Annotated in this window: 19 protein-coding genes and 1 riboswitch; of the genes, 14 read left to right on the plus strand and 5 right to left on the minus strand. The window is 44.5% G+C overall.

Annotated elements, in window-relative coordinates; translation table 11 throughout:
- Positions 1–32 precede the first annotated feature (32 nt).
- The 6 genes from MHH50_RS04755 (at position 33) to MHH50_RS04780 (ending at position 10,802) form a co-directional block, all read left to right on the plus strand.
- Positions 33–1,133: a glycosyltransferase gene (locus MHH50_RS04755; protein WP_036676592.1), complete on the plus strand. Its 1,101-nt coding sequence runs from the start codon at positions 33–35 to the stop codon at positions 1,131–1,133.
- A gap of 4 nt (positions 1,134–1,137) precedes the next feature.
- Positions 1,138–2,478, plus strand: a complete 1,341-nt coding sequence (locus tag MHH50_RS04760) for a UDP-glucose/GDP-mannose dehydrogenase family protein (RefSeq protein ID WP_076304988.1) — start codon at positions 1,138–1,140, stop codon at positions 2,476–2,478.
- Positions 2,479–3,220: 742 nt separating this feature from the next.
- Positions 3,221–4,594: a sugar phosphate nucleotidyltransferase gene (locus tag MHH50_RS04765; protein ID WP_076129262.1), complete on the plus strand. Its 1,374-nt coding sequence runs from the start codon at positions 3,221–3,223 to the stop codon at positions 4,592–4,594.
- Positions 4,595–4,730: 136 nt separating this feature from the next.
- A riboswitch (cyclic di-GMP riboswitch) is annotated at positions 4,731–4,810 on the plus strand.
- A gap of 12 nt (positions 4,811–4,822) precedes the next feature.
- Positions 4,823–6,373, plus strand: coding sequence for a glycosyl hydrolase (locus tag MHH50_RS04770; protein ID WP_081387268.1), 1,551 nt, complete (start codon positions 4,823–4,825; stop codon positions 6,371–6,373).
- Between the two features lie 151 nt (positions 6,374–6,524).
- A complete protein-coding gene (locus MHH50_RS04775) occupies positions 6,525–8,045 on the plus strand; it encodes a glycosyl hydrolase (RefSeq protein ID WP_340034002.1) in 1,521 nt (506 codons plus the stop codon).
- 51 nt (positions 8,046–8,096) lie between these two features.
- Positions 8,097–10,802, plus strand: a complete 2,706-nt coding sequence (locus tag MHH50_RS04780; protein ID WP_081383792.1) for a discoidin domain-containing protein — start codon at positions 8,097–8,099, stop codon at positions 10,800–10,802.
- Between the two features lie 87 nt (positions 10,803–10,889).
- On the opposite strand, the gene MHH50_RS04785 is transcribed toward MHH50_RS04780, so the two are convergent.
- Positions 10,890–11,954: a GNAT family N-acetyltransferase gene (locus MHH50_RS04785; protein ID WP_340034003.1), complete on the minus strand. Its 1,065-nt coding sequence runs from the start codon at positions 11,952–11,954 to the stop codon at positions 10,890–10,892.
- Positions 11,955–12,148: 194 nt separating this feature from the next.
- On the opposite strand from MHH50_RS04785, the gene MHH50_RS04790 reads away from it, so the two are divergent.
- Together MHH50_RS04790 and MHH50_RS04795 are read left to right on the plus strand one after the other, a co-directional pair.
- Entirely contained in the window at positions 12,149–13,627 is a 1,479-nt protein-coding gene (locus MHH50_RS04790) for a potassium/proton antiporter (RefSeq protein ID WP_076137164.1), read from the plus strand.
- 187 nt (positions 13,628–13,814) lie between these two features.
- Positions 13,815–14,270, plus strand: coding sequence for a Dps family protein (locus MHH50_RS04795; RefSeq protein WP_076129259.1), 456 nt, complete (start codon positions 13,815–13,817; stop codon positions 14,268–14,270).
- A gap of 94 nt (positions 14,271–14,364) precedes the next feature.
- Here MHH50_RS04795 and MHH50_RS04800 read toward each other — a convergent pair whose 3' ends face one another.
- Complete coding sequence (locus tag MHH50_RS04800; protein ID WP_076129258.1) at positions 14,365–15,069, minus strand: AIM24 family protein; 705 nt, start codon at positions 15,067–15,069, stop codon at positions 14,365–14,367.
- Positions 15,070–15,118: 49 nt separating this feature from the next.
- Positions 15,119–15,586, minus strand: a complete 468-nt coding sequence (locus tag MHH50_RS04805; protein ID WP_076129257.1) for a hypothetical protein — start codon at positions 15,584–15,586, stop codon at positions 15,119–15,121.
- Positions 15,587–15,811: 225 nt separating this feature from the next.
- Here MHH50_RS04805 and MHH50_RS04810 point away from each other — a divergent pair, with 225 nt between their 5' ends.
- The 5 genes from MHH50_RS04810 (at position 15,812) to modB (ending at position 20,540) form a co-directional block, all read left to right on the plus strand.
- Complete coding sequence (locus tag MHH50_RS04810; protein WP_076309550.1) at positions 15,812–16,498, plus strand: M50 family metallopeptidase; 687 nt, start codon at positions 15,812–15,814, stop codon at positions 16,496–16,498.
- A gap of 190 nt (positions 16,499–16,688) precedes the next feature.
- Positions 16,689–17,375, plus strand: a complete 687-nt coding sequence (locus tag MHH50_RS04815) for a hypothetical protein (RefSeq protein WP_340034004.1) — start codon at positions 16,689–16,691, stop codon at positions 17,373–17,375.
- Between the two features lie 199 nt (positions 17,376–17,574).
- The gene (locus tag MHH50_RS04820) at positions 17,575–18,540 is read left to right on the plus strand and encodes a WYL domain-containing protein (protein WP_076129254.1); all 966 of its coding nucleotides are present in this window, start codon (positions 17,575–17,577) and stop codon (positions 18,538–18,540) included.
- Between the two features lie 514 nt (positions 18,541–19,054).
- Positions 19,055–19,843: a molybdate ABC transporter substrate-binding protein gene (modA, locus tag MHH50_RS04825; protein WP_076194200.1), complete on the plus strand. Its 789-nt coding sequence runs from the start codon at positions 19,055–19,057 to the stop codon at positions 19,841–19,843.
- 40 nt (positions 19,844–19,883) lie between these two features.
- Positions 19,884–20,540 (plus strand): molybdate ABC transporter permease subunit, encoded by a 657-nt coding sequence (gene modB, locus MHH50_RS04830; RefSeq protein ID WP_172628881.1) that lies wholly within the window; start codon positions 19,884–19,886, stop codon positions 20,538–20,540.
- Between the two features lie 378 nt (positions 20,541–20,918).
- Here modB and MHH50_RS04835 read toward each other — a convergent pair whose 3' ends face one another.
- Positions 20,919–21,917, minus strand: coding sequence for a helix-turn-helix transcriptional regulator (locus MHH50_RS04835; RefSeq protein ID WP_076279905.1), 999 nt, complete (start codon positions 21,915–21,917; stop codon positions 20,919–20,921).
- Positions 21,918–21,983: 66 nt separating this feature from the next.
- On the minus strand, positions 21,984–22,733 hold the full coding sequence (locus tag MHH50_RS04840) for a polysaccharide deacetylase family protein (protein WP_076129284.1): 750 nt from the start codon (positions 22,731–22,733) through the stop codon (positions 21,984–21,986).
- Positions 22,734–23,010: 277 nt separating this feature from the next.
- Between MHH50_RS04840 and dgt the strand changes: the two genes are divergently transcribed.
- A complete protein-coding gene (gene dgt, locus MHH50_RS04845; protein ID WP_038568916.1) occupies positions 23,011–24,420 on the plus strand; it encodes a dGTP triphosphohydrolase in 1,410 nt (469 codons plus the stop codon).
- Positions 24,421–24,423 lie beyond the last annotated feature (3 nt).

Genomic DNA, 24,423 nt, shown 5'->3' on the forward strand with positions numbered 1-24,423 from the left:
TGATGCTCCATAAAACTTTGAGGATGATTCACATGAAAATTGCGATAGCGCACGATTACTTAATCCAAATGGGCGGCGCGGAAAGAGTGGTGGAAGTCTTTCATCACATGTATCCCGAGGCTCCAATCTACACAACGGTTTTTAACGGAAGCCGCCTTACTGACAATCTCAAAGATGCGGATATCCGTGCCTCCTGGCTGCAAAAGATTCCGGGGGTAAAGACCAATTTTAAAGGGGTGCTGCCACTTTATCCAATGGCCATCCGTGATTTGGACTTTCGCGGTTTCGATATCGTCCTGAGTTCCAGCAGTGCTTTTATGAAAAGTATTCAAGTTCCTAAACATACGTTTCATCTTTGTTACTGCCATACGCCTATGCGCTTCGCATGGGATTATGACACCTACATGGAACGTCAGTCGAATTCCGGGCTGTTCAAAAAAATGCTTAAGGTATACATGCAGCAGCTCAAAACGTGGGACCAACGGACTTCCAAAAATGTGAATCAGTTCGTAGCCAATTCTTCAGTAGTGAAGACGAGAATTCAGAATTATTATCACCGGGATGCAGATGTCATATTTCCACCGATTAATACAGCCCGGTTTACAAGCTCTTCTACCATTGGTGACTACTATTTAATTGTCTCCCGGCTTGTTTCCTACAAGCGGATTGATCTGGCAGTAGAGGCTTTCAATCGTAACGGTCTTAAGCTTTATATCGTAGGGGATGGACCGGATCGCAAGCGTCTCGAAGGCATGGCTAAGGATAATGTATCGTTTCTGGGCCGGCTAGAAGATGAACAAGTAACTGGAATGATGGCACAGTGTAGAGCATTTATTTTTCCAGGAGAAGAGGACTTTGGAATTACACCGCTGGAAGCGAACGCTGCAGGAAGACCGGTAATTGCTTATCAAGCAGGTGGGGCACTAGATACTATTATTCCTTATGTAAATGGTGTGTTCTTTCAGCATCAAGAAGTGGAGGATCTACTTAAGGCTATTTATGAGGTAGAGTCCTACGCTTGGGATATCGATCAAATTATGGAGCATGCACGTAAATTCGATGAGCAGGCGTTTATGGTTAAGTTCAAGCAGTATGTTGAGCAGGCGTACGTCAATTTTCTAAAAGGAGGATGATTATATGAAGCTGACAGTAATCGGTACTGGGTATGTGGGTCTTGTATCTGGCGTGTGCTTTGCACTGGGCGGACATCATGTCATCTGTGTGGATAAGGACGAGGAAAAGATTAAGAAGCTGAAACAGATGGAATCGCCCATCTATGAGCCGGGAATCGAGGAACTGATTGAACTGAATCTTCGTGAGGAACGGTTATCTTTTTCTGCAGATCTTCAAGCGTCGGTGCACCGTTCAGATATTATCATTCTTGCTGTAGGTACGCCATCATTGCCTAACGGTGAAGCAGACTTAACCTACATTGAGGGTGCAGCCGCTGAAATCGCCAAAGCGATGGAAGGGCACAAAATTATAATGACTAAATCTACAGTTCCAGTAGGAACAAATGAAAAAATCTCTCAAATGATCTCTAAGTATACCCAACATTCTTTTGATATCGTGTCTGCACCTGAGTTTTTACGTGAAGGGTCAGCGATTCGCGATACCCTCCATCCTGATAGAATTATCATTGGCCTTGATAATCCAGAGCTGGAACCAACAATGCGCGAGCTTCATAAGGGTTTCACAGAAAATGTATTTGTAACAGATATACGCAGTGCTGAAATGATCAAATATGCTTCGAATGCATTTTTGGCCACGAAGATTTCCTTTATTAATGAGATTGCCAATATTTGTGAAAAAGTGGGAGCTGATGTAACCGAGGTAGCACAAGGAATGGGTATGGACCAAAGAATCGGGTCATCCTTCCTGCAGGCTGGTATCGGTTATGGAGGCTCCTGTTTCCCGAAAGACACTAATGCGCTCATTCAAATTGCGGGCAACGTCGATTACGAATTCAAATTATTGAAATCTGTAGTCGAAGTGAACAAGGGACAACGGTTTATGATCATCTCCAAGCTGCATGAATCACTTGGCAGCCTGCGCGGTTCGACGATTGGGATATGGGGGCTTGCCTTTAAGCCTAATACTGATGATGTCCGCGAAGCTCCCGCCAGAGAGATTGTTGAGGCACTGGTGGCTGAAGGGGCAACAGTCAAACTATATGATCCAATCGCAGCTACAAATTTCAGGCAGCAATACGATCATCCGCAGCTTCGCTGGTGCAATCTGCCTGAGGAAGCGGCTGAGGGCAGCGATGCCGTATGCCTCTTGACCGATTGGAGCCTACTCAAGGATATTGATCTGCATCAGCTGGCGAAAAGCATGCGCAATGGGGTGCTGATCGATGGACGCAATGTGTATTCCAAGGAGCAAATTGAGGGTACCGGCCTCGTTTATCATTCTGTCGGTCGCCCGCAGATGGGTGGATTGAGCGGTTATTCTGCTAGTGTGGCTGGAGCGGTTTAATCTAAGTTATATTGATTGAACTTGTGATTTTTCTATTTAGGGATGAGCCGTGACTCCAGAGAATGTTTGGACTTCCAGCCCCTGTTGTCTGCAGATTTCCTGATTTTAACCGCTGATAGCGGTAGAAATCCGCAGACAAAGGCGGACGCTATCGCTCTTACAGTTCCCAAATTCCCCTCCGCCACTTCGTTCCCTTATTTTAAGGTTCTAAGCAATTTATAAAGTTAGGTACTCTGATTATATACCGCAGTAGCAGTAGCATTTGTAGTTGTAGTTGTCATTGTCTCTGTGGTGGCAACTAGTCTTGCTCTTGTAGTTGCAGTTGTTCTTACAGTTGTTGCAGTTGCAGCTGCCTCCCCCGGAGCAGAAACAAATCTTTAGAAAAACGTGCTTGCTTCCGGCTGGTACAGCCCGGTACGCACGGATCAAGTATTAAGAAGAAGTTGGTTAGGTTAAGAACGGAAAGGGAATTTGGAACTGTAGAAACGGAGTGTTCGCCCGAAAGATTTCCGTAGGAAAGCTAGCTTCGAAAGCATATGCTATCCTCGGATTTCTACCGCGAGAAGCGGTTCAATCAGGAAATCTGAGGATAACAGCGATCGGAAGTCCAAAATCCCTTGGAGTGGTTTCTACCTAACAAATTTTTTTAGTGCATCCGCTCGAAATAAGGCTAAGTGGAAGCTGACGTTTTGATAACAATTCAAATATGCTCGATTTCCATAATTCAAGGAGGGTTCATTCTATGAAAATGGTACTTCTATCAGGCGGTTCAGGTAAACGGTTATGGCCGTTGTCCAACGACTCACGTTCAAAGCAATTTCTAAAGGTACTTGAAAGCCCTCAAGGTGAACCAGAATCCATGGTACAACGTGTCTGGAGACAGCTGGAGGAAGCAGGGATGGCAGAATCATCTTATCTGGCCACCGGCCGTGGCCAAGTAGAAATGATACAAAGCCAACTGGGAAGTCATGTGCCGATTATCGTTGAACCGGAGCGTCGGGATACTTTTCCGGCTATCGCCTTAACAGCTACCTATCTTTATTCAGTGGCAGGTGTTTCTCCAGCGGAGACGGTAGCAATATTGCCTGTTGACCCTTATGTAGAAGCATCTTTTTTCGATACCATAGCTATGCTTGAGGGGACCATGCTGGAAAGTGGAGCAAATCTGGCTCTAATGGGTGTTGTTCCTGAACATGCCTCAGAGAAATACGGATATATTATTCCTACCACCGAAGAGGCGGGGGAAAATGGTTTTATGAAGGTGAGTCACTTTCAAGAGAAACCAGACCGCATACAAGCAGAACAGCTCATCGAACAAAATGCCTTGTGGAATTGCGGAGTGTTTGCCTTCCGCTTAGGGTACTTGTTAGATATTTTGCAGCGTAAAGGGTTGCCTTTAGGATATGAAGAATTGCAGAAGCAGTATAAGCTATTGTCTTCCATCAGCTTTGATTATGAAGTGGTGGAGAAAGAAGAACATATTGTGGTGCAGCCGTATGATGGATTCTGGAAGGATCTTGGAACGTGGAATACGCTGACAGAGGAAATGAGCAGCAAGCATGTAGGAAAAGGTTTTGTGACGGCGGATTCTGAGGGGACTTGCTTGATTAATGAGCTGGACATTCCGATTACGGTAATTGGTGCGAAGGATCTGATCATTGCGGCTAGCCCGGATGGGATTCTAGTTACCCATAAAGCTGAGAGCCCACGGATTAAAGAAGTGCTGAAGACCTTTGAACAAAGACCGATGTACGAGGAACGCCGTTGGGGCCATTACAAAGTTATTGATTATGTGAAATATGATGAAGGCAATGAAGTGCTGACCAAACGGATTTTTATATCCGAGGGGAATAATATCAGCTATCAATTACATCGCAAGCGTAGTGAAATTTGGACAATCGTCAGCGGCGAAGCAAGTATTGTGCTGAATGAGAAAAAACATAATGTGAAGGCTGGGGACGTGGTACGTATACCGGAAGGAACGAAGCACGCGATCCTTGCTTTGACGGATGTTGAGTTTATAGAGGTACAGACGGGGTCTGAATTAGTAGAAGAAGATAACATACGTATTACTTTAGACTGGAATGATATAGAACTACAACAATTCATTTCATAGGTCTAACCTATCTATTTAACCAATTCAAAATTTCTTGAAACAGGTAAATTGACTCAATTATCAAAAAAAGTCATAAAAACACTAAATATATCATTAATTGTCGTCGATACTTACGGTAAGAGAGATTATTTCTCTTAAATTGAAAAGGCAAACCTATCGAAAGGTAGGGACGCAAAGCTATAGGGCCTTCGAAAGAGTGGCAGCCTGGCTACCGAAAGGGAGATTATTTTGAAAGCTTACCGTACGTATCGATTGTTTGGTGCATTTCTGTCACTCGTCCTGTTTCTGACTGCACTTCCGCTTGCTGTTGGAATTTCGCCGTCTGTTGTCATAGCTGCTTCAAATTCTGGAACGCCAGTTACCCCAGGTGCCTCACCTGAAGCCGTAAAGCTGCTTAACTATTTTTACTCGATCTCAGGAAAAGGTATTATTGCCGGTCAACATGACTATTTAGAAAGTCCAGATGAAATTAACAATATGCTGAAGGGAACCAGCGGGCAATATGCGGCTCTTCACGGTTATGAAATGGGTGCGATCAGTGGTCAGTCCGAAGCAACGATGGCTTGGCAACGTCAAAATGTGGTGAACAGCGCCATCAACTGGAATAAAGCGGGCGGGATCGTAGCTATGACTTTTCATGCTAACCTGCCGGGCACCTCTTATGACTGGGATAATGTGAAAAAAACACTTAGCCAGAGTGAGTTCGATAGTTACGTTACACCGGGTACCAAGCAATATAACAATCTGATCGCTGAGCTTGATAAGGTGGCCGTCTCTTTAAAAAGCTTGCGCGATGCCAATGTTCCGGTGCTTTGGAGACCCTATCATGAAATGAACGGGAACTGGTTCTGGTGGGGGAAGAAAAATAACTTTTCTAAACTATGGAATATTATGTATGACCGTTTTGTTAACGTTCATAAATTAAATAATTTGTTATGGGTATGGAGTCCGAATGCTCCCAATGTTTGGTCAGATCCTTATGCGCTAACTTATCCAGGTGCTGATAAAGTAGATATTCTGGCAGCAGATATATACGAAAATGATTACCAGCAAAAATACTATGACAGCTTATTGAGTCTAGCCGCAGGCAAACCGATTGCGATCGGGGAAAATGGTGAAATGCCTAATCTGGAGAAGCTTCAGCAATCGCAAAGTAAATGGACGTATATGATGAGCTGGGGAAAAATGCTTTACGAGAATAACAGTGCAGACACAATCAAAACATTTATGAATAGCAACTATACCCTGACCAGAGATAAATTAAATACTGGTCTGGCACCGACACCTAGCGCCGCACCAGCGCCGGCACCTTCCGAAGAAGAGGGGGAGGCAGCAATTCCTCTCGCGAAGGGGCTTGCAGGAGAGTATTACAACAACATGCAGTTGTCGGGAGCAGCAGCTCTTAACAGAACTGATGCAATAATCGATTTCAATTGGCGGCAAGGCTCGCCGGATGCCGCCCTCGGGATTGATCGGTTCTCCATACGTTGGAGCGGTAAAATCAAGCCATTATATAATGAGCAATATACATTTTACACTACCTCAGATGATGGTATCCGTGTCTGGGTGAATGGGGAATCCGTGATTGATAGTTGGACTAAGCAAAGTGGTACTGAGCGTAAGGGCACTATAACGCTGAAGGCTGGCCAGCTATATGATATCAAGGTGGAGTATTACGAGAATGAAGGCGATGCGAGAGTCCGCTTGATGTGGGAAAGTGCTAGTCAAGCTAAAGAGACAGTTCCAGCAAGTGCACTTTTTCTTCCGGATGTCTCCTGATTGATGAAAATTAAAGGTCGATCCTTAGTGGCTCTGCGTTATTGCAGAGCTACTAAGCTATAGTCCTCATTAGGTCAGAAGACGATTGTCCGATAACAGGTATGTTTTTAACACCTGTGGAGGCAGTACAGCTACCGAAAGGAGGATTTATTTGCGTAAATATTATAAGAAAAACAGATTGTTGTTTACTATGTTACCGGTCTTTATTATTTTTTCCTTGCTGCCTTGGGGAGAGGTTAAAAGTCTTCCGAAGGCTATGAGTGTTTCTTCCTCCCTACCTCCGGCTATACCAAGTAATCCTTCGGCTTCTGAAGAAGCCAAGCAACTACTAAGTAATTTGGTAAATCTACGTGGCAAAGGGCTCTTGTCCGGCCAGCATGATTATCTAGAAAGTCCAGATGAACTGGTTCATAAGCTGAAGAATACTTCGGGACAAAATGCTGTTCTACATGGTTATGAATTAGGGGCGATTAATAATCAATCCGAAGAGACGATCGCAGAACAGCGGCAAGCTGTTATAGACAGTGCAATTGAATGGCATCAAGAGGGTGGCATTGTAGCGATGACCTTCCATCAGAGCTTACCGGGAACCTCTCCAGAGTGGTCCAATGTAAACAGAAGTCTCAGTCAAGAGAAATTTAATGCTTATGTTACACCTGGGACAGCTCAGTATAAGAGGCTAATCTCAGATCTAGACGAGGTTGCTGGATATTTGGGTCAGCTGCGTGATGCCGGAGTTCCGGTCTTATGGCGACCTTACCATGAAATGAATGGTGGTTGGTTTTGGTGGGGGAAAAAGGACAATTTTTCAGAGCTGTGGAGTATTGTCTATGATCGTCTTGTAAACACACACAAGCTAAATAATCTACTGTGGGTGTGGAATCCGAATGCGCCGAATGAATGGTCAGATCCATATGCTGCATATTATCCCGGTGGGGATAAACTCGATGTTCTGGCTGCGGATATCTACAATAACGATTATAAACAGTCCTACTATGAGGATCTGCTCGCATTGGCCGAGGGTAAACCTATCGGAATCGGGGAGAGTGGGCAACTGCCGAACCCGGATGTATTAACTGAGAAACAAAATAAATGGGTCTATATGATGACCTGGGGAAAATTACTGACAGAAAATAATACGCTACAGTCAATTAAAAGCTTTATGAAAGACTCGTTTATAGTATCAAGAGAGGACTATGTTCTCACAACAGGAGGTCCTTCGATAGCACCCGTAACTCCGGTAACCCTGACGGGTTTAACTGGAGAATACTATAACAATACTGATTTAGAGGGAGAAGCGGTACTTATCCGCAATGACCGTAAGATTGATTTTAATTGGCATGGCGGGTCTCCTGCCTCAGAGATAAATGAAGATCACTTTTCTGTACGCTGGAAAGGGAAACTCAAACCCAAATTCAGTGAAAAATATACGATTTCGGCATCCTCTGATGATGGAGTCCGTGTCTGGATTGACGGAAAGCTGATCATCGACAATTGGAAAAATCAAAGTGCAACCCTTCATAAAGGAAGTATCCCGCTCACAGCCGGAACGCTTTATGATATCCAAATTGAATATTATGAGAATGAAGGAGATGCCAATCTTCGTTTGCTATGGGAGAGTTCCCGCCAGAAGCAGCAGGTAATTCCACAAGGGGCATTGTTCCTTCCTTAATCTAATGAAATGATAGGGTAAGACATTCCGGAAGAAAGAGAGGACCTATGGATGGGAATAACGAGGAGAATATCTAATAGAAAAAATAAGATATCTGCAAACAAACCATTACTGTTATTACTAAAATTCGCCGCATTAACCGTCTTGTTTCTGTTGTCTGTCTCTGTCTTCGGAACGAATAGGACAAACGATTATAAGGTAGGTGCCAATATACCGAGACTATCTGCAGGAACTGATGCTGCAGCAGAAATACCGGATGGTACTGTGATCTGGAATCTGGGACAACATGATGGCTCAGCAGCTGAATTCGCTGCGAGTGGCACTTCTGGCAGCAAGAAGGAATTTAATGTTACTTCTTCGGTGCTCAAATCATCGGCTCTTCAGAGCTTGCCTGCAGGCTTGAATGGAAAGACCCAGCCGGAATTAACGATCACCTATCAGCTAAATAAGATCCCGGAGAATGGGGTCTTATTTAGCGTAGGTATTCTGGATGCTTATAAATCCGTGCCGCAAATGAGTGTGTTCTCCAATCATCAATTGTCGGGGATCATTCAAATTGCGGGCGTTGCTGGCACAGAAAGCGAATATAACTTTCAAAAGACCTATGAATTATATATTCCCAAGGAGCAATTGAAGATAGGAACGAATGAATTGAAGCTGCAAACGGTTCGCTGTTTATATTGCAGTGACAAAGAAGACGAATATTCCTGGTGGACTTGGGATAATCTCCGTTTAGAATCTCTTAACGCTCCAATTTCTGAGCCTATCCATGGCAGCTATACACTGACGGGAACAGTAGTGAATAATAAACAATTTTATTTCGATGAAGGTGCAGTTACGCACTTGCCTTATGTTATCAAATGGCTAGGGATGGCTTATAGCGGGAATGTGATGCGTACTAGCTGTGCCAGTGATGTCGGGAGATCCTGCTCGGATATGATGGAATATTACAAGGTATTGCAGGATTACAACATGCAGGCGGTTGCTTTGTATTTGCATACTGGTGATATTAAGCTTAAGGCAGATGGATCGTTGCCTGCTGACGCGGAGAAAAAGCTGACAGATTATTTTGAGCAATATAGCCCCTATTTTCAATATTATGAGGTAGATAATGAGCCGGGATTATTCAATCGTTCTAAGGCAGTGAACCTGGCGATTGCGGACTGGCTGAATAAAAAGGGCAAGCAAATCGCGCCCCATTTACAAACTGTTGCTCCGGGCTGGGCATATTGGCCGAGCTACAGTGAGGATTCTTGCGGTAATCAGAAGGGAACTGGGAAGGAATGTGGAGATCCGGATGGCTGGGAACGTGATCCAGAGCAACGTATGGAGCTGGAGAAGGTTACGGATTTGACCAATGGACATTCCTACGGCGACTCTTATATTTTTAGTAATGGAGGAAGCTTTACTGAGAATTTGAAAACCTTCACTGGCGCAGACAATGGACTCGGCAAAAAAATGCTGACCACTGAATTTGGTACCTCGGACAGTCATGTGGATGCCTATCAATACGGGGCAACGGAGCGGACAGCGGCTGTATTCGACCGGATCATGCGTGCACATATTGGTTATGCGGATATGTTTGTGCAGCATGCTGCTTTTTTTAAGGATTTCAGTTTATTCAAATACGGGTTTAATTTAGAAGAGCATGATCCGGCGACCACAGAGATTTATTATACAAAAGAAAATGAGGATTCACGTGTCAGCATCATGAGAAGGCTCAGTCTTGCCTATGCTACACATGGAGCTCCGCTAACTTATCAAATTGCCAACAAAGATGTGTTAGCCGACAAGCTGGTATATGTTCGGGCCGTGGATACTTCTACATTGAAGCCTCTTGCGGGAAGCGGAGCGACCTCAAATAAGGTGCTGGTTAATTTCGTTAACTTTGAATCTACTCCACAAACTGTGAGTGTAAATGTGACTATGCCGAAAAACGGGGTGTATGAAGGGGAACGTTTTGGAAACGGGGATACGTATGAAAAAGCAAGAAGTTATGTAACAGGTAAAAAGGCTACTCCTACGTTAACCTTTACGGAGACCCTTGCTCCAGGAGAGGCTGTGCAGTATATTTTGCAGCCTTCCTCTGAAGTAAAGCCGTCGGCACCTAAAGGATTCAAAGCCGCAGCAACAAAAGGTTTAGCTGTAAAATTAAATTGGTTGGAGGCACCAGGAGCAAGCTATGAGCTGCTTCGCGCTGAAGGTAGCGGCGGGGAAATGAAGGTGGTGGCCACCGATGTGAAGCTTACAGAATATACGGATCATAATTTACGTGAAGGGACGTTATATACCTACGCGGTAAGGGTATCCGGCTCTAATTTACTGTCCGATAAAGTTCAGATTACAGCCACTGGACTGGTTCCTCTGGATCGTACTAAATGGAAGGTATCCTCAAATGTGAATACGGCAGCATCAGCTCCTAGTCTGGCTATCGATGGGGATCGGCGCACGCGCTGGGATACGGGGAAACATCAGGTTTCCGGAGAGTATTTTCAGATTGATCTGGGTGAAGCACATGAAATTGAAAGAATAGATTTGGATAGCACGTTATCACCGTTTGATTATCCAAGAGACTATGTAGTCTATATTTCTGACGATGCTCAAAACTGGAAAAAACTCACGTCTGGAAAAGGTACGAAAGAGCTTACTAAGATATCCTTTTCTAAAGTGAAGACGAGGTATGTCAAAATTGTACAGAACGGAGCGGGTGGGAATTATTGGTCTATTCAAGAGTTACAGGTGTACTCCAGAGAATAAGCAATTATTTGAATTTATATAACTGTTAATAGAGCATACTAAATAACCTCAGCGGGATCCTTCTCCCGCTGAGGTTATTTTTGTGCTTTAAATAAAATGGAGGCCTGACATATAAGGTAAAGGAATTGCCTCAGATTCCCCTGAGGAATCAGAGGTGAGAAGCGGGCTCGCTGGATCAAACAGCAGCGAGATCAGCTCCTTGTCGTCCACGGACGACAAGTCGAGGCTACGCTTGCGGCATACTTCCGTCTGCCGCAAAAGCGCTTCCCGGTCTGCGATGCAGACCGTCCCGCTGTTCGCGCCGGCGCTTAAGGAGGCGCCGGCGTCCCGCAGAAGCGCGAGCAGGCTGCGCTCCTGCCACGGCACAGGCACTTGCAGCGTGCCAACGCCGCCGCACAGAGCCGCCTTGGCCAGCAACGCCGCTACCGCTTGCGGCTGGCCGGCCCATTCCACCGCCGTCGCTGGGCTCGGCGCCGGCACATCCGCCGCGGGCACAGCCATCGCGGCGAACCCCTCGATGCTGCCGTCCCGCACGGCTACGAGTGTGCGCTGGGACAAGCCCAGCACACCCGCGTAAGCCTCGGCACCCAGCAGCAGCGCCAGCTCACCCGGACTGTACACCTGTCCGGCTTCGCGTTCATTCAGCAGCCGGTTGACGGCGAAGAAGTCGCCCGGCTGCATGGGCCGCAGCGTCCATTCTTCCCCTGCTGCGGCAGCAAGTGCGTGAGCCGAGCTTGCGTTCAGCTCGGCCAATTGCGTACCGCCGAACGGTACGCATCCCGCTCGGGTATACAGCGAGCGGTCACCCGAGACAAAGATAAGCGATGCGCCGGCATTCGCAGCATGGGTCTGGCATAGCTGTAGAAGCTGACCGGCTAGCCCCTGGCCGCGATAAGCAGGATCTGTGCAAACCGCGCCGATGGAGAACACGTTCAGGAGAGCTTCTCCAGTGCAGATCGTGGAGGGCACCAATCCCATAAAAGCAGCGATGTTACCGTCCTCGGCAACGGCTGCATAAGAGTGAGTGTAACCAGGGCTAAAAATCAGCGGAAACAGCTCTTTCATAGAAGTGTCGCCAGCTTTACGAAAGATGGAATGGGCTAGAAGAGCGGCTTGCTCCAGCTCCGCAGGTTTAATTAATCTCAATTGCATATACAGTCAGCCTCCTTATATGTAAATACGAGTAGGGTAGAAAGGAATTATTTTAAGTATAAGCCCCAGCGGATGAAATCTTCAATCCTGCTTATATTATTCAATGTCTCAAAAGGAGGTGGATAAGGGTAATAACGTACATAAATAAGGAAGCTTATATTTTAAGCTAGAAGCGAAAGGGAAGTGAATAAACGGTGACCCAACTTGCAGATAATATCATATTATTGCTGGCAGCTCTCTTACTTGTAGGTGTGTTTTCCACCAAATTCTCCACTAAATTTGGAATGCCAGCTCTAGTGCTTTTCCTTGCTGCGGGGATGGTACTGAGTCAATTTATCTTTTTTAACAATGCTTCCTTAACACAAATGGCCGGGATTTTTGCGCTGGTTGTTATCTTGTTCGAAGGTGGGATGCAGACCAGTATTAAGGATATCAAGCCTATTATTCGGCCGGCATTATCCTTATCCACGGTAGGCGTATTGTTAACGACAGCTATCGTTGGGGTGTTCGCTAAGCTGATTCTTGAGGTGTCATGGGCAGAAAGTTTTCTGTTCGGAGCTATCGTGGGTTCGACTGATGCGGCTGCGGTCTTTTCGGTATTAGGCGGTAAGAATATTGACAAACGACTGACCTCGACACTCGAAGCGGAATCAGGCAGCAACGATCCTATGGCGGTATTTTTGACAGTATCGCTGATCGAATGGATTCAGCATCCGGATATGGCGATATGGGGACTTGTGCTGTCCTTTATATGGGAGATGGCAGTTGGTTTGGTGATAGGGATTGTACTTGGTAAAGTCGCAGTATATCTTATCAATCGAATTAACCTGGATTCTACGGGACTTTACCCGGTATTGGCAATTGGATTTGCTGTCCTAACCTACGGCTTATCTGCACTCGTTCATAGCAGCGGCTTGCTGGCTGTCTATGTAATGGGTCTTACCCTTGGCAATTCCGAGCTGATGTATCATCGAACCATTATGAATTTTAGTCATGGCTTTGCTTGGATGATGCAAATATTTATGTTTATATTGCTGGGTCTACTGGTATTTCCACAGGAGCTGGCAGAGGTGGCTTGGCAAGGTATATTGCTGTCCGTCATTCTGATGGTTGTGGCAAGGCCAATAGGAGTGTTTATAAGCTTGCTCTTTTCCAGATTCTCTATTCGTGAAAAAACACTAATTTCTTGGGCCGGCCTGCGCGGAGCCGTTCCAATTGTGCTGGCAACCTATCCGCTGCTAGCTAATCTTCCCCACGGGCGACTGTTCTTTAATGTAGTATTCTTCGTCGTGCTGACCTCAGCAGTGATTCAAGGAACAAGCATTTCACCGCTGGCTTCCCGGTTGAAGCTGGTGGGGCAAGAGGATTCAGCACAGCCATCCCTGATGGAGCTGGTCGCCCTTGGCAAGACGGATTCCGAGTTCAACCACATAGGAATTGAACCTTACATGCCCATTGCCGGGCAGAAAATCTCCGATATCGGACTGCCAGATGATATCTTATTTACTGCTATTATCCGGAATAAAAGCATTGTCACCCCCCATGGCAGTACCGTCATTGAGCCAGGGGATACTGTATATGTCTTAAGTCCAAAGAGCAAACGCGATGAGATGAGGGCTTTTTTCCGGAGTCAGAAAGGGAAGACGGCGGAGGAAAATATATCTTTGATTTAAGTCTAGAAAGAGGACGTTATCCAGAGTGTGACAGAGATAATAGGCGTTATAACAAAAGTTATGCTAGAATCGGCAACATGCAAATCTTCAGAGTGATTGCAAAAAGCAAAAGGATGTGTTAAATTGTATATAGATTTAGAACGAGTCTAAATACAATATAATAAATTAACCATAGGAGGTTTTATTAATGACTACACAACTAAAGAGCCAAACTGAACTGCACGCTGCTTTGAACCGCCAGACCGCGAACTGGTTCCTGCTTGGGGTAAAGCTTCATCATTATCACTGGTATGTTAGCGGATCCCAATTCTTCACGCTGCATGAGAAGTTTGAAGAACTCTACAATGAAGCTGCTGGTTATGCAGATGATTTGGCTGAGCGCCTGCTTGCTATTGGTGGACAACCTGCCTCCTCTATGAAACAATATCTGGAGCTTTCCGATTTACAGGAAGCTCGTGGCGGCGAAGATGCCAAGGGTATGGTAATGGAGCTGGTTAGAGACTTTACAACTGTTTCTAAAGAACTGCAGGCTGCGATTGCTACTGCAGAAGAACTGGCTGATCAACCCACTGCGGATCTGCTGATTGGTATTAGAAGCAGCATTGAGAAACATGCTTGGATGTTGAATGCTTTTATCGCCTAAGACAACATTCTTATAAAGGATAGAACCACAAAGAGCGCCTGCGTATAGGATACGCATGGCGCTCTTTGTTTTGTTGTTTTACTGCTGAACACAACTATTTAATAAACACACCCCCGAAGGGAACTACCTCGCGTAGAAATCGTTTAACAATTCCATCATCGTTGTTATCTCTTTCGAATCGGCGGTTCTGACGTCCTGCCTGAAACAGCACAGGCCCGTGACCTGTCATCTTCCAGTGATAGCTCATATGCTGGCTAGCCAAATGGTTGCCGTAAACGGTGAGCTCCAGCTTGGCATTCTCAGGGTAGGCAATAATGCTGCCTGCATCGACATAAAGGGGGTTGGTCGGGTGCAGTACAGCTTCACAGACCGTACCCTCCGTCAGTATGCCAATCATGCCATTGCCCGAGAATTTCACTTTTACAATGTCCCGTGTAACGAGCACATTCTTCATGCTTAGCACTCGGGTCTCCAGTGAAATACCTATACTGTAGAAGAAGAGATGCTTAAAGTCGTACAGCAGATCGCTTTTGCCATCGAGCTGCAGGATTTTTATGCGATAGCCTGGTGGAAGGGCGGCGACGAAATGGCAAGGACCTGCCATATCGGAACGAATCAACTTTCGCTTGCGGTATATGCCCTTCACATCCATAAATCTGTCCGCTCGTCCTGAGGAAGGACCTTGATAAGCGATAATTTGTTGTGGATGGAGTACATGAACCTCTTCCTTCTCCTCAAGGGAGAAGGCTACGGCTTGTCCGCTTCCACTGTCGCTTTCATCTTGGATATCGATGTTCATAGTTCATCTCCCTCATGCTGTGACTGTGATCTTCAATGAATACGTAAGACTAACGCAGACGGTCGCCTTTTCGCGAACGGTAAAGCATGCTGAAACGAATAAAACGGATCAGTATAAAATAACCTAGGATTAGTCCAATCCCTGTAAAAATAGTCACTTTGATTTTATGATAATATTCTTCGCGTGCCGTCCGGTCATTTTTTAATTCATCAACCATCTGCGTTAGTTGGCGATTCTGCTCTTGTAGGCTTTCGTTCTGTATCCGGTAAGCTTCTATCTCCTGCGTGGTATTCGCGAGCTTATCCTTTGCCTGCTGAAGCTCTTCAGCGGTTTGCTGAAAACCTTCCTTTAATTCATTCACTTCGTTTGGCAGCTCGGAGAAATTTTTAACTCCATTATAGATATCACTGAATATATTAGCTTTTGCTACAGGAGCTGGCAGGCATACAGTAAGCGTCAGCAAGAACAGGAGCGAATATAACAGCTGTAGATATGCTCGGGATTTATGTTGCTTCATCTATATAATCACCACCCAATTTAGGCTTGTAGTTCTTTTATTTTAACACAGCTTGACAGCTTCTGACAGCGTACGCCATGGGACTGGTAATGCTTATAATGAAAGTAATTTTTACCTCCTTAAGGTTTTCGTTTACTCATTATTAAACACGATCAGTCCGTGATTATCTCGATTGAGAAGAGGTACTATTTATCGTATACTTTGGACGAAAGGGGCTGCTGTCGATTGAACAAATGGCTTAAAACAATATTGCTTCTGATCGGATCTGCTTTTTTGACTAGATTGATCCCATTTTCATCTTTGTTTCGGAATTTAGACACGATGATTCATGAATTTGGTCATGCTCTGATGACCTTACTACTGTCGGGTAGTGTGCTGAGGATTGAATTATACGCAGATCATAGCGGTGTAACCTATTCAGCTATTCAAGAAGGGGGTAAGGCAATATTAGTTTCCCTCTCGGGTTATTTGCTAGCCTCCTTATTTGCACTTCTGCTCTTCTATTTATACAGTAAGGGACGCCATGATTGGGGCCTTATCTTAGCTACGGGTGTGGCGTTGATTATGCTCCTGCTATACGTGCGAGGAAGTTTTGGCATGATGTGGTTGGGCGGATTTATTGCGCTAAATATTCTAATGCTGCTGGTTTGGAAGACGGCCAGCAAATATTATTATTTGTTATTGGCCTTTTTAACCTTGGAGGAGTCTGTAATGGGAAGTTTATTTCTGGTATACGCGGCTGCTGTATCACCGTCCCGTGCAGGAGATGCCAGCAATCTGGCAAGAATGACTCCCATACCCGCTATATTTTGGGCCACACTGTTTTTTATATTTTCTCTGTTGTGTGCCAAATGGGCACTGGGACTATTTTTCAAGCGAGAGCGAATGCAGACTAAATTAGGGAGTCGATGAGAAAAAAACATAAAATTTTCGTCATAAATAGACAAAAGGAGTTGTTTTTACAAGAGTCAGTCTACTAAGCATGTAGAATGACTCTTTTTTTGTCGATAATATAGAACCGAACATACATTCCATGACATGGAGTTGTCCGCCATTATTGGTACATTAATAGAAGACCCAAAAAAAGAAAGAGGTGGAAATAATGATAGAAAGTATTCATCCCGTATTCACATGGAGTCAAAATCGTATTTTTGCAGGCGGCAATCGTAATGTTATTTTGCTTGTCGAATGGAAAGGGAGTATACCTGCAGAGCACAGCCGACCCAGCAGTTATAAAGTGGTTGCGCGTGAAATTGAGCTGCGGGTTTGGCTTGAACCCCATGTAACTTTTAAGCGTTCGTATGGGTGTGAGTTTGAAGTCGGTGAAGGCAGATCGCTACTTCTTAAGCTTGGCAAAATAAAAACGGGGCAACGAAAGTTTATTGCTTTGGAATTCAATATCTCTACTACTATTGCAGGTAGATATGAAGCTATTTCCTTACAGTGGAAATATAAAAAGCCAACCGTAGAGCGTGTTCAAGAGCTTCCAGTAAAGGTTCTTGAGCTAGAATACACGCATCATACGCAGGTTCTGAGTGAAACCTGCTGCTTTCACGTAGAGAAACATCTGGAATTGTTAAAAACAGCTGAAACGATTGAGGAGGCAACCACGTTGCAAAATGAAGGACAACATAGTCAAGCTCATGAAATGCTTTGCCGTCACGCAGATAAATTACTATTACTAGCCGTGCGTTCTGGAGATCCTTTACTACTTAAAGAGGCCGAAATGTTGTATAAACAGATTGGATTCGAGTATCAGAAGCGGGGGAAAACTGCTACTGGAAATTGATATAGGACATACAACTAGAAGATGCATATTGACGAAAAAAGACCTATACATAAATTTGTTTTGTCAGCGGGTTCGGCGGAAAATAATCAGAAGAATTGTAATATAAAATGTGGTAACATAGTAAAAAAGTTCTATCACACTATTACTTTTTTTCATAAAATAATGGGTCTATTTAACCATAAATCAAGGGGAACTGAATATGACAGACCGATTAATCCGACTGATGCGCATTATTACACTTGTTCAAGCCAAGCCAGGGATATTAGCCCGTGAATTGGCGGAACGCTGCGGCAACAGCGAGAGAACGATATACCGGGATATGGACGCGCTTAGCGCCATGCATATTCCTATAACCCACCTTGGACATGGAAAAGGCTATGCTTTTATTGGCAATTTTGCACTTTATCCTTTGGATTGGTCGGAAGAAGAGGCGTCTGCGTTTTCGCAACTACGCTATATTATGGAAGATATTAAACCCGTTCTGCCTATCGATTTTGAAGGCGCTTATGAAAAAGTAGTTGCAGCTGAATACAAGCGAAAGGCGGAGCGGGAAGAAACGATAGAACGTGCAAGAAGAGAAGCAGGTACAAGCTGGTTGGAAAGAAGCGGTGCACAGATGGAGCATCAATCTTTTTTAACACCTATATTGGAGGCTTTATTAAAGCAGAGGAGTATTCAAGCGAATTATTGTGAGAATGCAGTGGAGGAGAAAGAAATAACCATCGATCCTTATTGTTTAGTCCCACTGGAAAATCGTTATCATCTCATTGGATTTTGCCATCATCAGGGTGTTATTCGTACATATCATATCAACGATTTTTCAAACGTGAAGCCACTAAACCGCTGCTTCTCAAAGGAATCATTTGATTTGCAAGCTTTTATGAAGCAAAAATGGTCACTTGACCGCGACAGTTTGCAGGTAGAGTTTAAAGTGAAATTTTCGGAGCGAATCATGGAAGGGCTTAAGAGAGAGGATCTGCCCTATAAGCCGAATAAAGTAGACCGTCAAGCTCGGTGTTGTTATTTTAAAGTCGCGTTGGAACAAGATATTGCGTTTGTCCGCTGGATTAAGAGATTCGAAGAGGATGCTGAAATCATAGAGCCGTTATATTATCGTGAAGTGCTCAGGCAGCAGTTGGAGAAATGGATATCACAATATAAATAAGATGGATTCTCACCTTCAAATGAAATATTCGTTTACATATATTGTTACAAATCAAAAATTATAGAATATTTCTCTTGTTTGGTGAGTCTTTTTATAATATCATCATACATTAAATAACATAATTATAATTTATAGGGTTATTTTTATCCTCGAATTTGACCTTTGTTCAATTTTATATAGAAGAAAAGTATTCTCAAGATTCATTTGATTCTTAAAAATGAATATATTAATCCGGGTGAGGTTCCTGGGGGAGTGGATTATCCATTATGTTGAATGTACTGGGCTTTAACGTGAAGAATTAATATCATTCGTGTTAGGTGTCTTTGCAGCCCTATTTAGGGGTGTCAGAGGCATCTTTTTTGTGTGCAAAAAGCCAAAATCATCGTTGTATATTGTCTAATTATAACAATATATAACTAAACATATACAAACACAACTGTACTTATAGAAAAACGAAAAACTGTATGCTAGAATAGCATCTAAATATATACATACGAAATTGGGAGGAATGGAAATGTTTAAGAAATGGGCACTCTCCGTGATGGGGATATTGGCAATCCTTCTGGTTGTGAATTTATCTGCAGGTTCAGGTGTAGAGGTGCAAGCAGCCACCAAGAAGACCGAAATTATTGTTTCCGCAGCGGCTAGTTTGCAAGACAGCCTGGATAAGATTGCTCTCCTTTATGAAAAGAAACATCCCGATATTGATTTGGTTTTTAATTATGCAGCATCCGGCACTCTGCAAAAGCAGATTGAGCAAGGGGCCCCGGCGGACCTGTTCTTCTCTGCAGGTGATAAACAGATGAATGCACTGGTGGAAGGTGGACTTGTCTCCGATCATAAGGTTCTGCTTAAGAATCAATTGGTTGTAGTTGTACCCTCAGATTCAAAGGTTAAATTAACTACGATTACTCAGCTTACGGATAAAGCTTTTAAGAAGGTCGCAGTGGGACAGCCTGAATCTGTGCCGGCGGGTCAATATGCGCAGCAATCGCTGACAGCGAAAAAGGTATGGGATCCGCTGCAAAGCAAACTCGTATTCGCCAAGGATGTACGTCAGGTTCTCTCTTATGTAGAAACAGGAAATGCCGATGCCGGTTTTGTCTATAAGACAGATGCGCTTACTTCAAAGAAAACTAAAATCGCTTTGACGGTCGGTCCACATGTACACAAAGCCATTAATTATCCGGCAGGCATCGTGAAGAGCTCGAAGAATCAAAAGGCAGCTAAGGAGTTGTATAGTTACCTTCAGAGCAAGGAAGCTAATGATATCTTTGTAAGTTATGGCTTCCTGCTTCCTTAAATAGAAATTACGAGTAGAAGCGGGTGGAATAAGGTTGGAAATAAACTGGACTGATTTCTTCGCCCCGGTATGGCTTTCCGTAAAAATATCTGTGATTACCAGCATTATTGTATTCATTTTGGCAACAGCTGCTGCGAAGGCCATGGCAGGCCGGAAGTTTCCCGGCCACAGCTTGGTAGAGACTATAATGCTGCTTCCGCTCGTTTTGCCGCCGACGGTCGTAGGATTTGTGCTTTTAGTTATTTTAGGCCGACGAAGCTGGATCGGCAGATGGTATGAACAGATGACGGAGCAGACGATCCTGTTCACATGGGGGGCAGCTGTTATCGCTGCTGTAGTTGTAGCTTTTCCACTCGTATATCGCACAGTGAAGGCGGGTTTCGAAGGGATAGAAGCAGATCTTGAAGATGCAGCGCGGGCACAAGGGGCAAGTGAACTGCAGGTACTGCGCTATGTCACGCTGCCGCTTGCGGGCCGGTCGCTGGCAGCCGGTTATGTTCTTGGCTTTGCCCGCGGTCTTGGGGAGTTTGGCGCTACCATCATGGTAGCTGGCAATATTCCGGGCCGTACGCAAACCTTACCCACAGCGATCTATGTTGCGGTAGATGGAGGCAATATGACGCTCGCGTGGATGTGGGTATGCTCAATTATTGTTATTTCAGCCGCTATGCTGATGTTTGTGAATCGGCGTTCTTAAAAAAACACCAGACAGCGATTCTCCGGTTATGGGAGAGTTGCTGTCTGGTGTTTTGGGTTTGAAGCGGGCGGTTGAGCAGATGCTGAGCAAGTGGAAACCCGGCGACTTTGATGCAGCTTTTAGCGCCGCCAAATTTTGATGGAGTCTGTGAGTTAACTGCATTCTATACAGTTATTCGGTCTGCATAAGGGAACGTTCTAACTTTAATTGTATTCTATACAACTAAAACGCGAAAAATCACCTATGAGGTAGTAAATCAAAAGAAATAGGTGTACCAAATACAGTTATATCTAATTTGCTAGTTGTTCGAAGTAATATAGTTGTACGAAATACAGTTAAACGCTTCTGCAGATTGCTTCCTTCTTCTGTCTGCGACCATTAAGTCTCATAAATAATCGTCCCAGTTTCCGTGAGATCATATCCGTGAATGGATCCAAGCTCACTCTGGAAGGCTGGTGAACGCAAAATATCAATCACGGCAGCGATCCATTGCTCATGCTCCGGTTTTTTTATCATCACCAGGTCGTAGCACTCCTGAATCATAGGAATAAAATCAACGCCGTCGACAATCTTGGCGGCTTTCTCGGTGCCGATGGCTACATCAGCTTCTCTCCGGGCCACTTTACCGGCAACTGCCAAATGGCTGTTCTCCTCGTTCATATAGCCTGATAGGCTGGCTGCTGGAATGCCATGCAATCGAAGCTGTTCATCCAATAATACGCGTGCACCTGAGCCTCGTTCTCTATTGATCAGCGTGAGTCCATCCTGCTCTAAGTGAGACCATTCCTGAATACCTCTGGGATTCCCTTTTTGTACGTATAAACCAGCACTTCGGGTTAGCAGGCGAACTACAACATAAGAACATCCGACGAGTATTTTACGGATATAGGGTAGGTTGTATTCTCCAGTATCCCCGTCGAGTAAATGTGTGCTGACAATGTCCGATTCCCCTTTATACATGGCAATCAGGCTGTCTAGACTTCCGGCATAAGAACGAAGAGGACGTTCAGTAGGCAGAGCCCGTTCTAAATAGGTAGCTAGAATATCCAGTGACATATCCTGACCTGTAATCACCAAGCTGTGTCCTACAGCTTTAAGGTGAGGAGATTGTGCTGGCATTTGAGCTGGATTTGTACCGGAAAAGGCCAAGGGGATTGCTGGTGGAGTCTGGCCCATTATAGTAGTAGGGTTAGCGGTAGACACCCCACTCCGTGTATTTTGTTTGTAGGCTTCTAAATCGGATTGATCCACGCGCATTTGTTTTCCTACACGGTAGGAGGGGAGCTCCCCTTTTTTTATTAGATCATATACTTTTAATTTTGATATTTTTAATAAGCGGGCAATTTCCTCTGTCGTATAGGATGTATTATCGGACATCACAAAAGCCTCCAGAACTTCATATTAGGACAAGACTACCCTATTTTGAAGTCCTGTGCAATTAGGCTATTGTTGTTTCCCAGCCTGTTGTGTACTGGATAATTTGATCAACTCAGAGACAGTGACAAATCGAAAGCCTTTCTTTTCTAATTCGGGCAAAATAATTTTAAGCGCTTCTCTAGTTTGTGACTGCCCGTGCACATGATCATGAAACAGAACGATGTCTCCATTACGTGCATTTCGAATGACCTTGTTCGAAATACTGTATACCCCTGGGCGATTCCAGTCACGTGTATCTTGATGCCAGGACCATAATATGGGCTTCAAGCCCATATTGTTAGACAGATCTACTAAGGTCTCGTCATACATGCCGCCTGGTGGTCTGAACAGTGAACTATGTTTACCGGAGACTTTTATAATCTCTTCTTCGGTCAATTTTAGCTCCTGCTCAAATTGGGCTTCATTAATAGGTCTTTTAAAATAAACGTGATTGTAGGTATGGTTAGCTAATTCATGCCCCTCAGCAATCACTCGTTTCGCTACCTCTGGATAGGCTGCAATTCTTTTTCCTATCGCAAAAAAGGTGCATTTCGCATGGTATTGATTCAATACCTTTAAGATTTGATCGGTTTCAGTAGGGTCAGGACCGTCATCGAACGTCAATGCAATCACTTTTTGGTTAGTATGTACTTCCCAAATCATGTCTCCTCTTTTTTCGTAGTAGTCGCGGTTTTTGCTTGGACTGCCTAGAGCAGAGTTCGTGAAGCATAAAAAGAGTGTAAGGGTGATCATCATAATTTTGCTGCGAGTTTTCATCATTTCACCTGTTTTTTTTATTTTAGAGTGCTCCTTTTGGGGGTCGGTATATTCATAGTTTAAGTTTTGTATAGACAACCAGTCTTTTTTGGTGCTCTTTCTTCTTTCTACTATCCTTCATGTACAGGTTATGAGATTCATTTTGGCTTCTGATGATTACATAGTTATCGACATGCCCGTTTATAATTAAATTAGCTTTGTATTTTGATGTGAAAATAGTTATGAAAATGCCTTATAATGAAGTACTATATACAGACATTTGGTTAGGGGTGGGAATATGACACTTATTGAAAAAAGAGAACACCGGCAATATCCGGAGATTACCCGCCTTGAAACGTCGAGAGCTGCTTATGAGCGTGATTATTCACGCCTGATTCATTCGCCTACTTTCCGTAGGCTACAAGGTAAATCACAAGTATTCGGAGCAGGGACGGGTGATTATTACCGTACGCGTCTGACTCACTCACTTGAAGTTGCGCAGATTGCCCGTGAGGCGGCGAAAAGTCTGCTGCGATCGTATCCAGAAGTGGAAACCACTAAGGCGGAGAATCCGGGTCTTGTTATCGATCCAGAGGTAGTGGAATGCGCAGCTATCGCTCATGATTTTGGCCATCCTCCTTTTGGACATAAAGGGGAAGAAGTGCTGGATAATATTTTGGAACAGCTTATTGAAAAGAAAACTAACGAGGCTGCGCTGCAATCAGGCGCAACGGGTGTGGATCGGCTGCTGATCCATGAGCAGATGAAGCAACGTTATGAGCATTTCGAAGGCAATGCCCACAACTATCGGCTGATTATGTTTCTGGAGAAGCGTGAAAATATTGATGGCCTAAATCTGTCGGATGCTGTGCTGCTAGGCATAAATAAGTATCCTTTTCCCGGCACCTCGCTGAAGAAGGGGATGTACCTGCACGAATGGGGATATATTTCGGAGATCCGCAAAGAATGGGGAATACCAGCAGGTAAGAAAACGTTGGAGGCTCAGCTTATGGACCTTTGTGACGATATCGCTTATTCTGCACATGATCTGGAGGATGGGATTAAAGCCGGAAAGATTGAAGTGCATGAACACTTTATGCATGATTCTTATATCCAGCGGTTAATCGTGGAGAAAATCACCACGCTCGAGGATTTCTTCTGGAAGGGCTGGGAAGAGGAAGGCATTCGCGCGAAGGTCGAGGAAGTGCTTAGTTCATTTCTTCGGGTTTGGAAGGAAAAAATGCCAACCTGTGAAAACGACTATTCCCGCACTCGACGTGAAGTTAAGGCTTATTGGGTAAGTACCTTTGTCGCAAGCTTGGGAGTGATCCAAGATGGAGACTGGAAGAAGGTCACCTTTATAAAGGAAGGAAAAGAAGATGAAGATATGCTGCGGACCGTCAGTGTGTTGAAAAGCTTCGCATGGGTCACTATGATCCGTGATTTGCGTGTGCAGCGGCTGCAGAAACGTAGTGAGTGGATTTTGCGCCGACTATGGGGAGCATTTCTGGATCCACAGACCTCTAAAGCCATTATTCCATCGGATTGGCTGCAGCGCTTTGAGAAAGATCAGAAGCAGGCAAAGCCAATTTGGACTTGGGAGCATATGGTGATTGATTATATCGCAGGGATGACTGATGCTTTTGCAGAGAAAATATATAATGAGCTGTACGGACTGAAAGTCGGCTCGATTTATGATTTGGATTAGAGG

Source organism: Paenibacillus sp. FSL H3-0302, from assembly GCF_037982245.1.
GTDB classification, from domain to species: Bacteria; Bacillota; Bacilli; order Paenibacillales; family Paenibacillaceae; genus Paenibacillus_AQ; species Paenibacillus_AQ odorifer.

Excerpts from the sequence above, each read along its gene's own strand:
- MHH50_RS04755 (WP_036676592.1), top strand. The coding sequence starts at position 33 with ATGAAAATTGCGATAGCGCACGATTACTTAATCCAAATGGGCGGCGCG.
- MHH50_RS04760 (WP_076304988.1), top strand. The coding sequence starts at position 1,138 with ATGAAGCTGACAGTAATCGGTACTGGGTATGTGGGTCTTGTATCTGGC.
- MHH50_RS04765 (WP_076129262.1), top strand. The coding sequence starts at position 3,221 with ATGAAAATGGTACTTCTATCAGGCGGTTCAGGTAAACGGTTATGGCCG.
- MHH50_RS04780 (WP_081383792.1), top strand. The coding sequence starts at position 8,097 with ATGGGAATAACGAGGAGAATATCTAATAGAAAAAATAAGATATCTGCA.
- MHH50_RS04785 (WP_340034003.1), bottom strand. The coding sequence starts at position 11,954 with ATGCAATTGAGATTAATTAAACCTGCGGAGCTGGAGCAAGCCGCTCTT.
- MHH50_RS04795 (WP_076129259.1), top strand. The coding sequence starts at position 13,815 with ATGACTACACAACTAAAGAGCCAAACTGAACTGCACGCTGCTTTGAAC.
- MHH50_RS04800 (WP_076129258.1), bottom strand. The coding sequence starts at position 15,069 with ATGAACATCGATATCCAAGATGAAAGCGACAGTGGAAGCGGACAAGCC.
- MHH50_RS04805 (WP_076129257.1), bottom strand. The coding sequence starts at position 15,586 with ATGAAGCAACATAAATCCCGAGCATATCTACAGCTGTTATATTCGCTC.
- MHH50_RS04815 (WP_340034004.1), top strand. The coding sequence starts at position 16,689 with ATGATAGAAAGTATTCATCCCGTATTCACATGGAGTCAAAATCGTATT.
- MHH50_RS04820 (WP_076129254.1), top strand. The coding sequence starts at position 17,575 with ATGACAGACCGATTAATCCGACTGATGCGCATTATTACACTTGTTCAA.
- modA (WP_076194200.1), top strand. The coding sequence starts at position 19,055 with ATGTTTAAGAAATGGGCACTCTCCGTGATGGGGATATTGGCAATCCTT.
- MHH50_RS04835 (WP_076279905.1), bottom strand. The coding sequence starts at position 21,917 with ATGTCCGATAATACATCCTATACGACAGAGGAAATTGCCCGCTTATTA.
- MHH50_RS04840 (WP_076129284.1), bottom strand. The coding sequence starts at position 22,733 with ATGAAAACTCGCAGCAAAATTATGATGATCACCCTTACACTCTTTTTA.
- dgt (WP_038568916.1), top strand. The coding sequence starts at position 23,011 with ATGACACTTATTGAAAAAAGAGAACACCGGCAATATCCGGAGATTACC.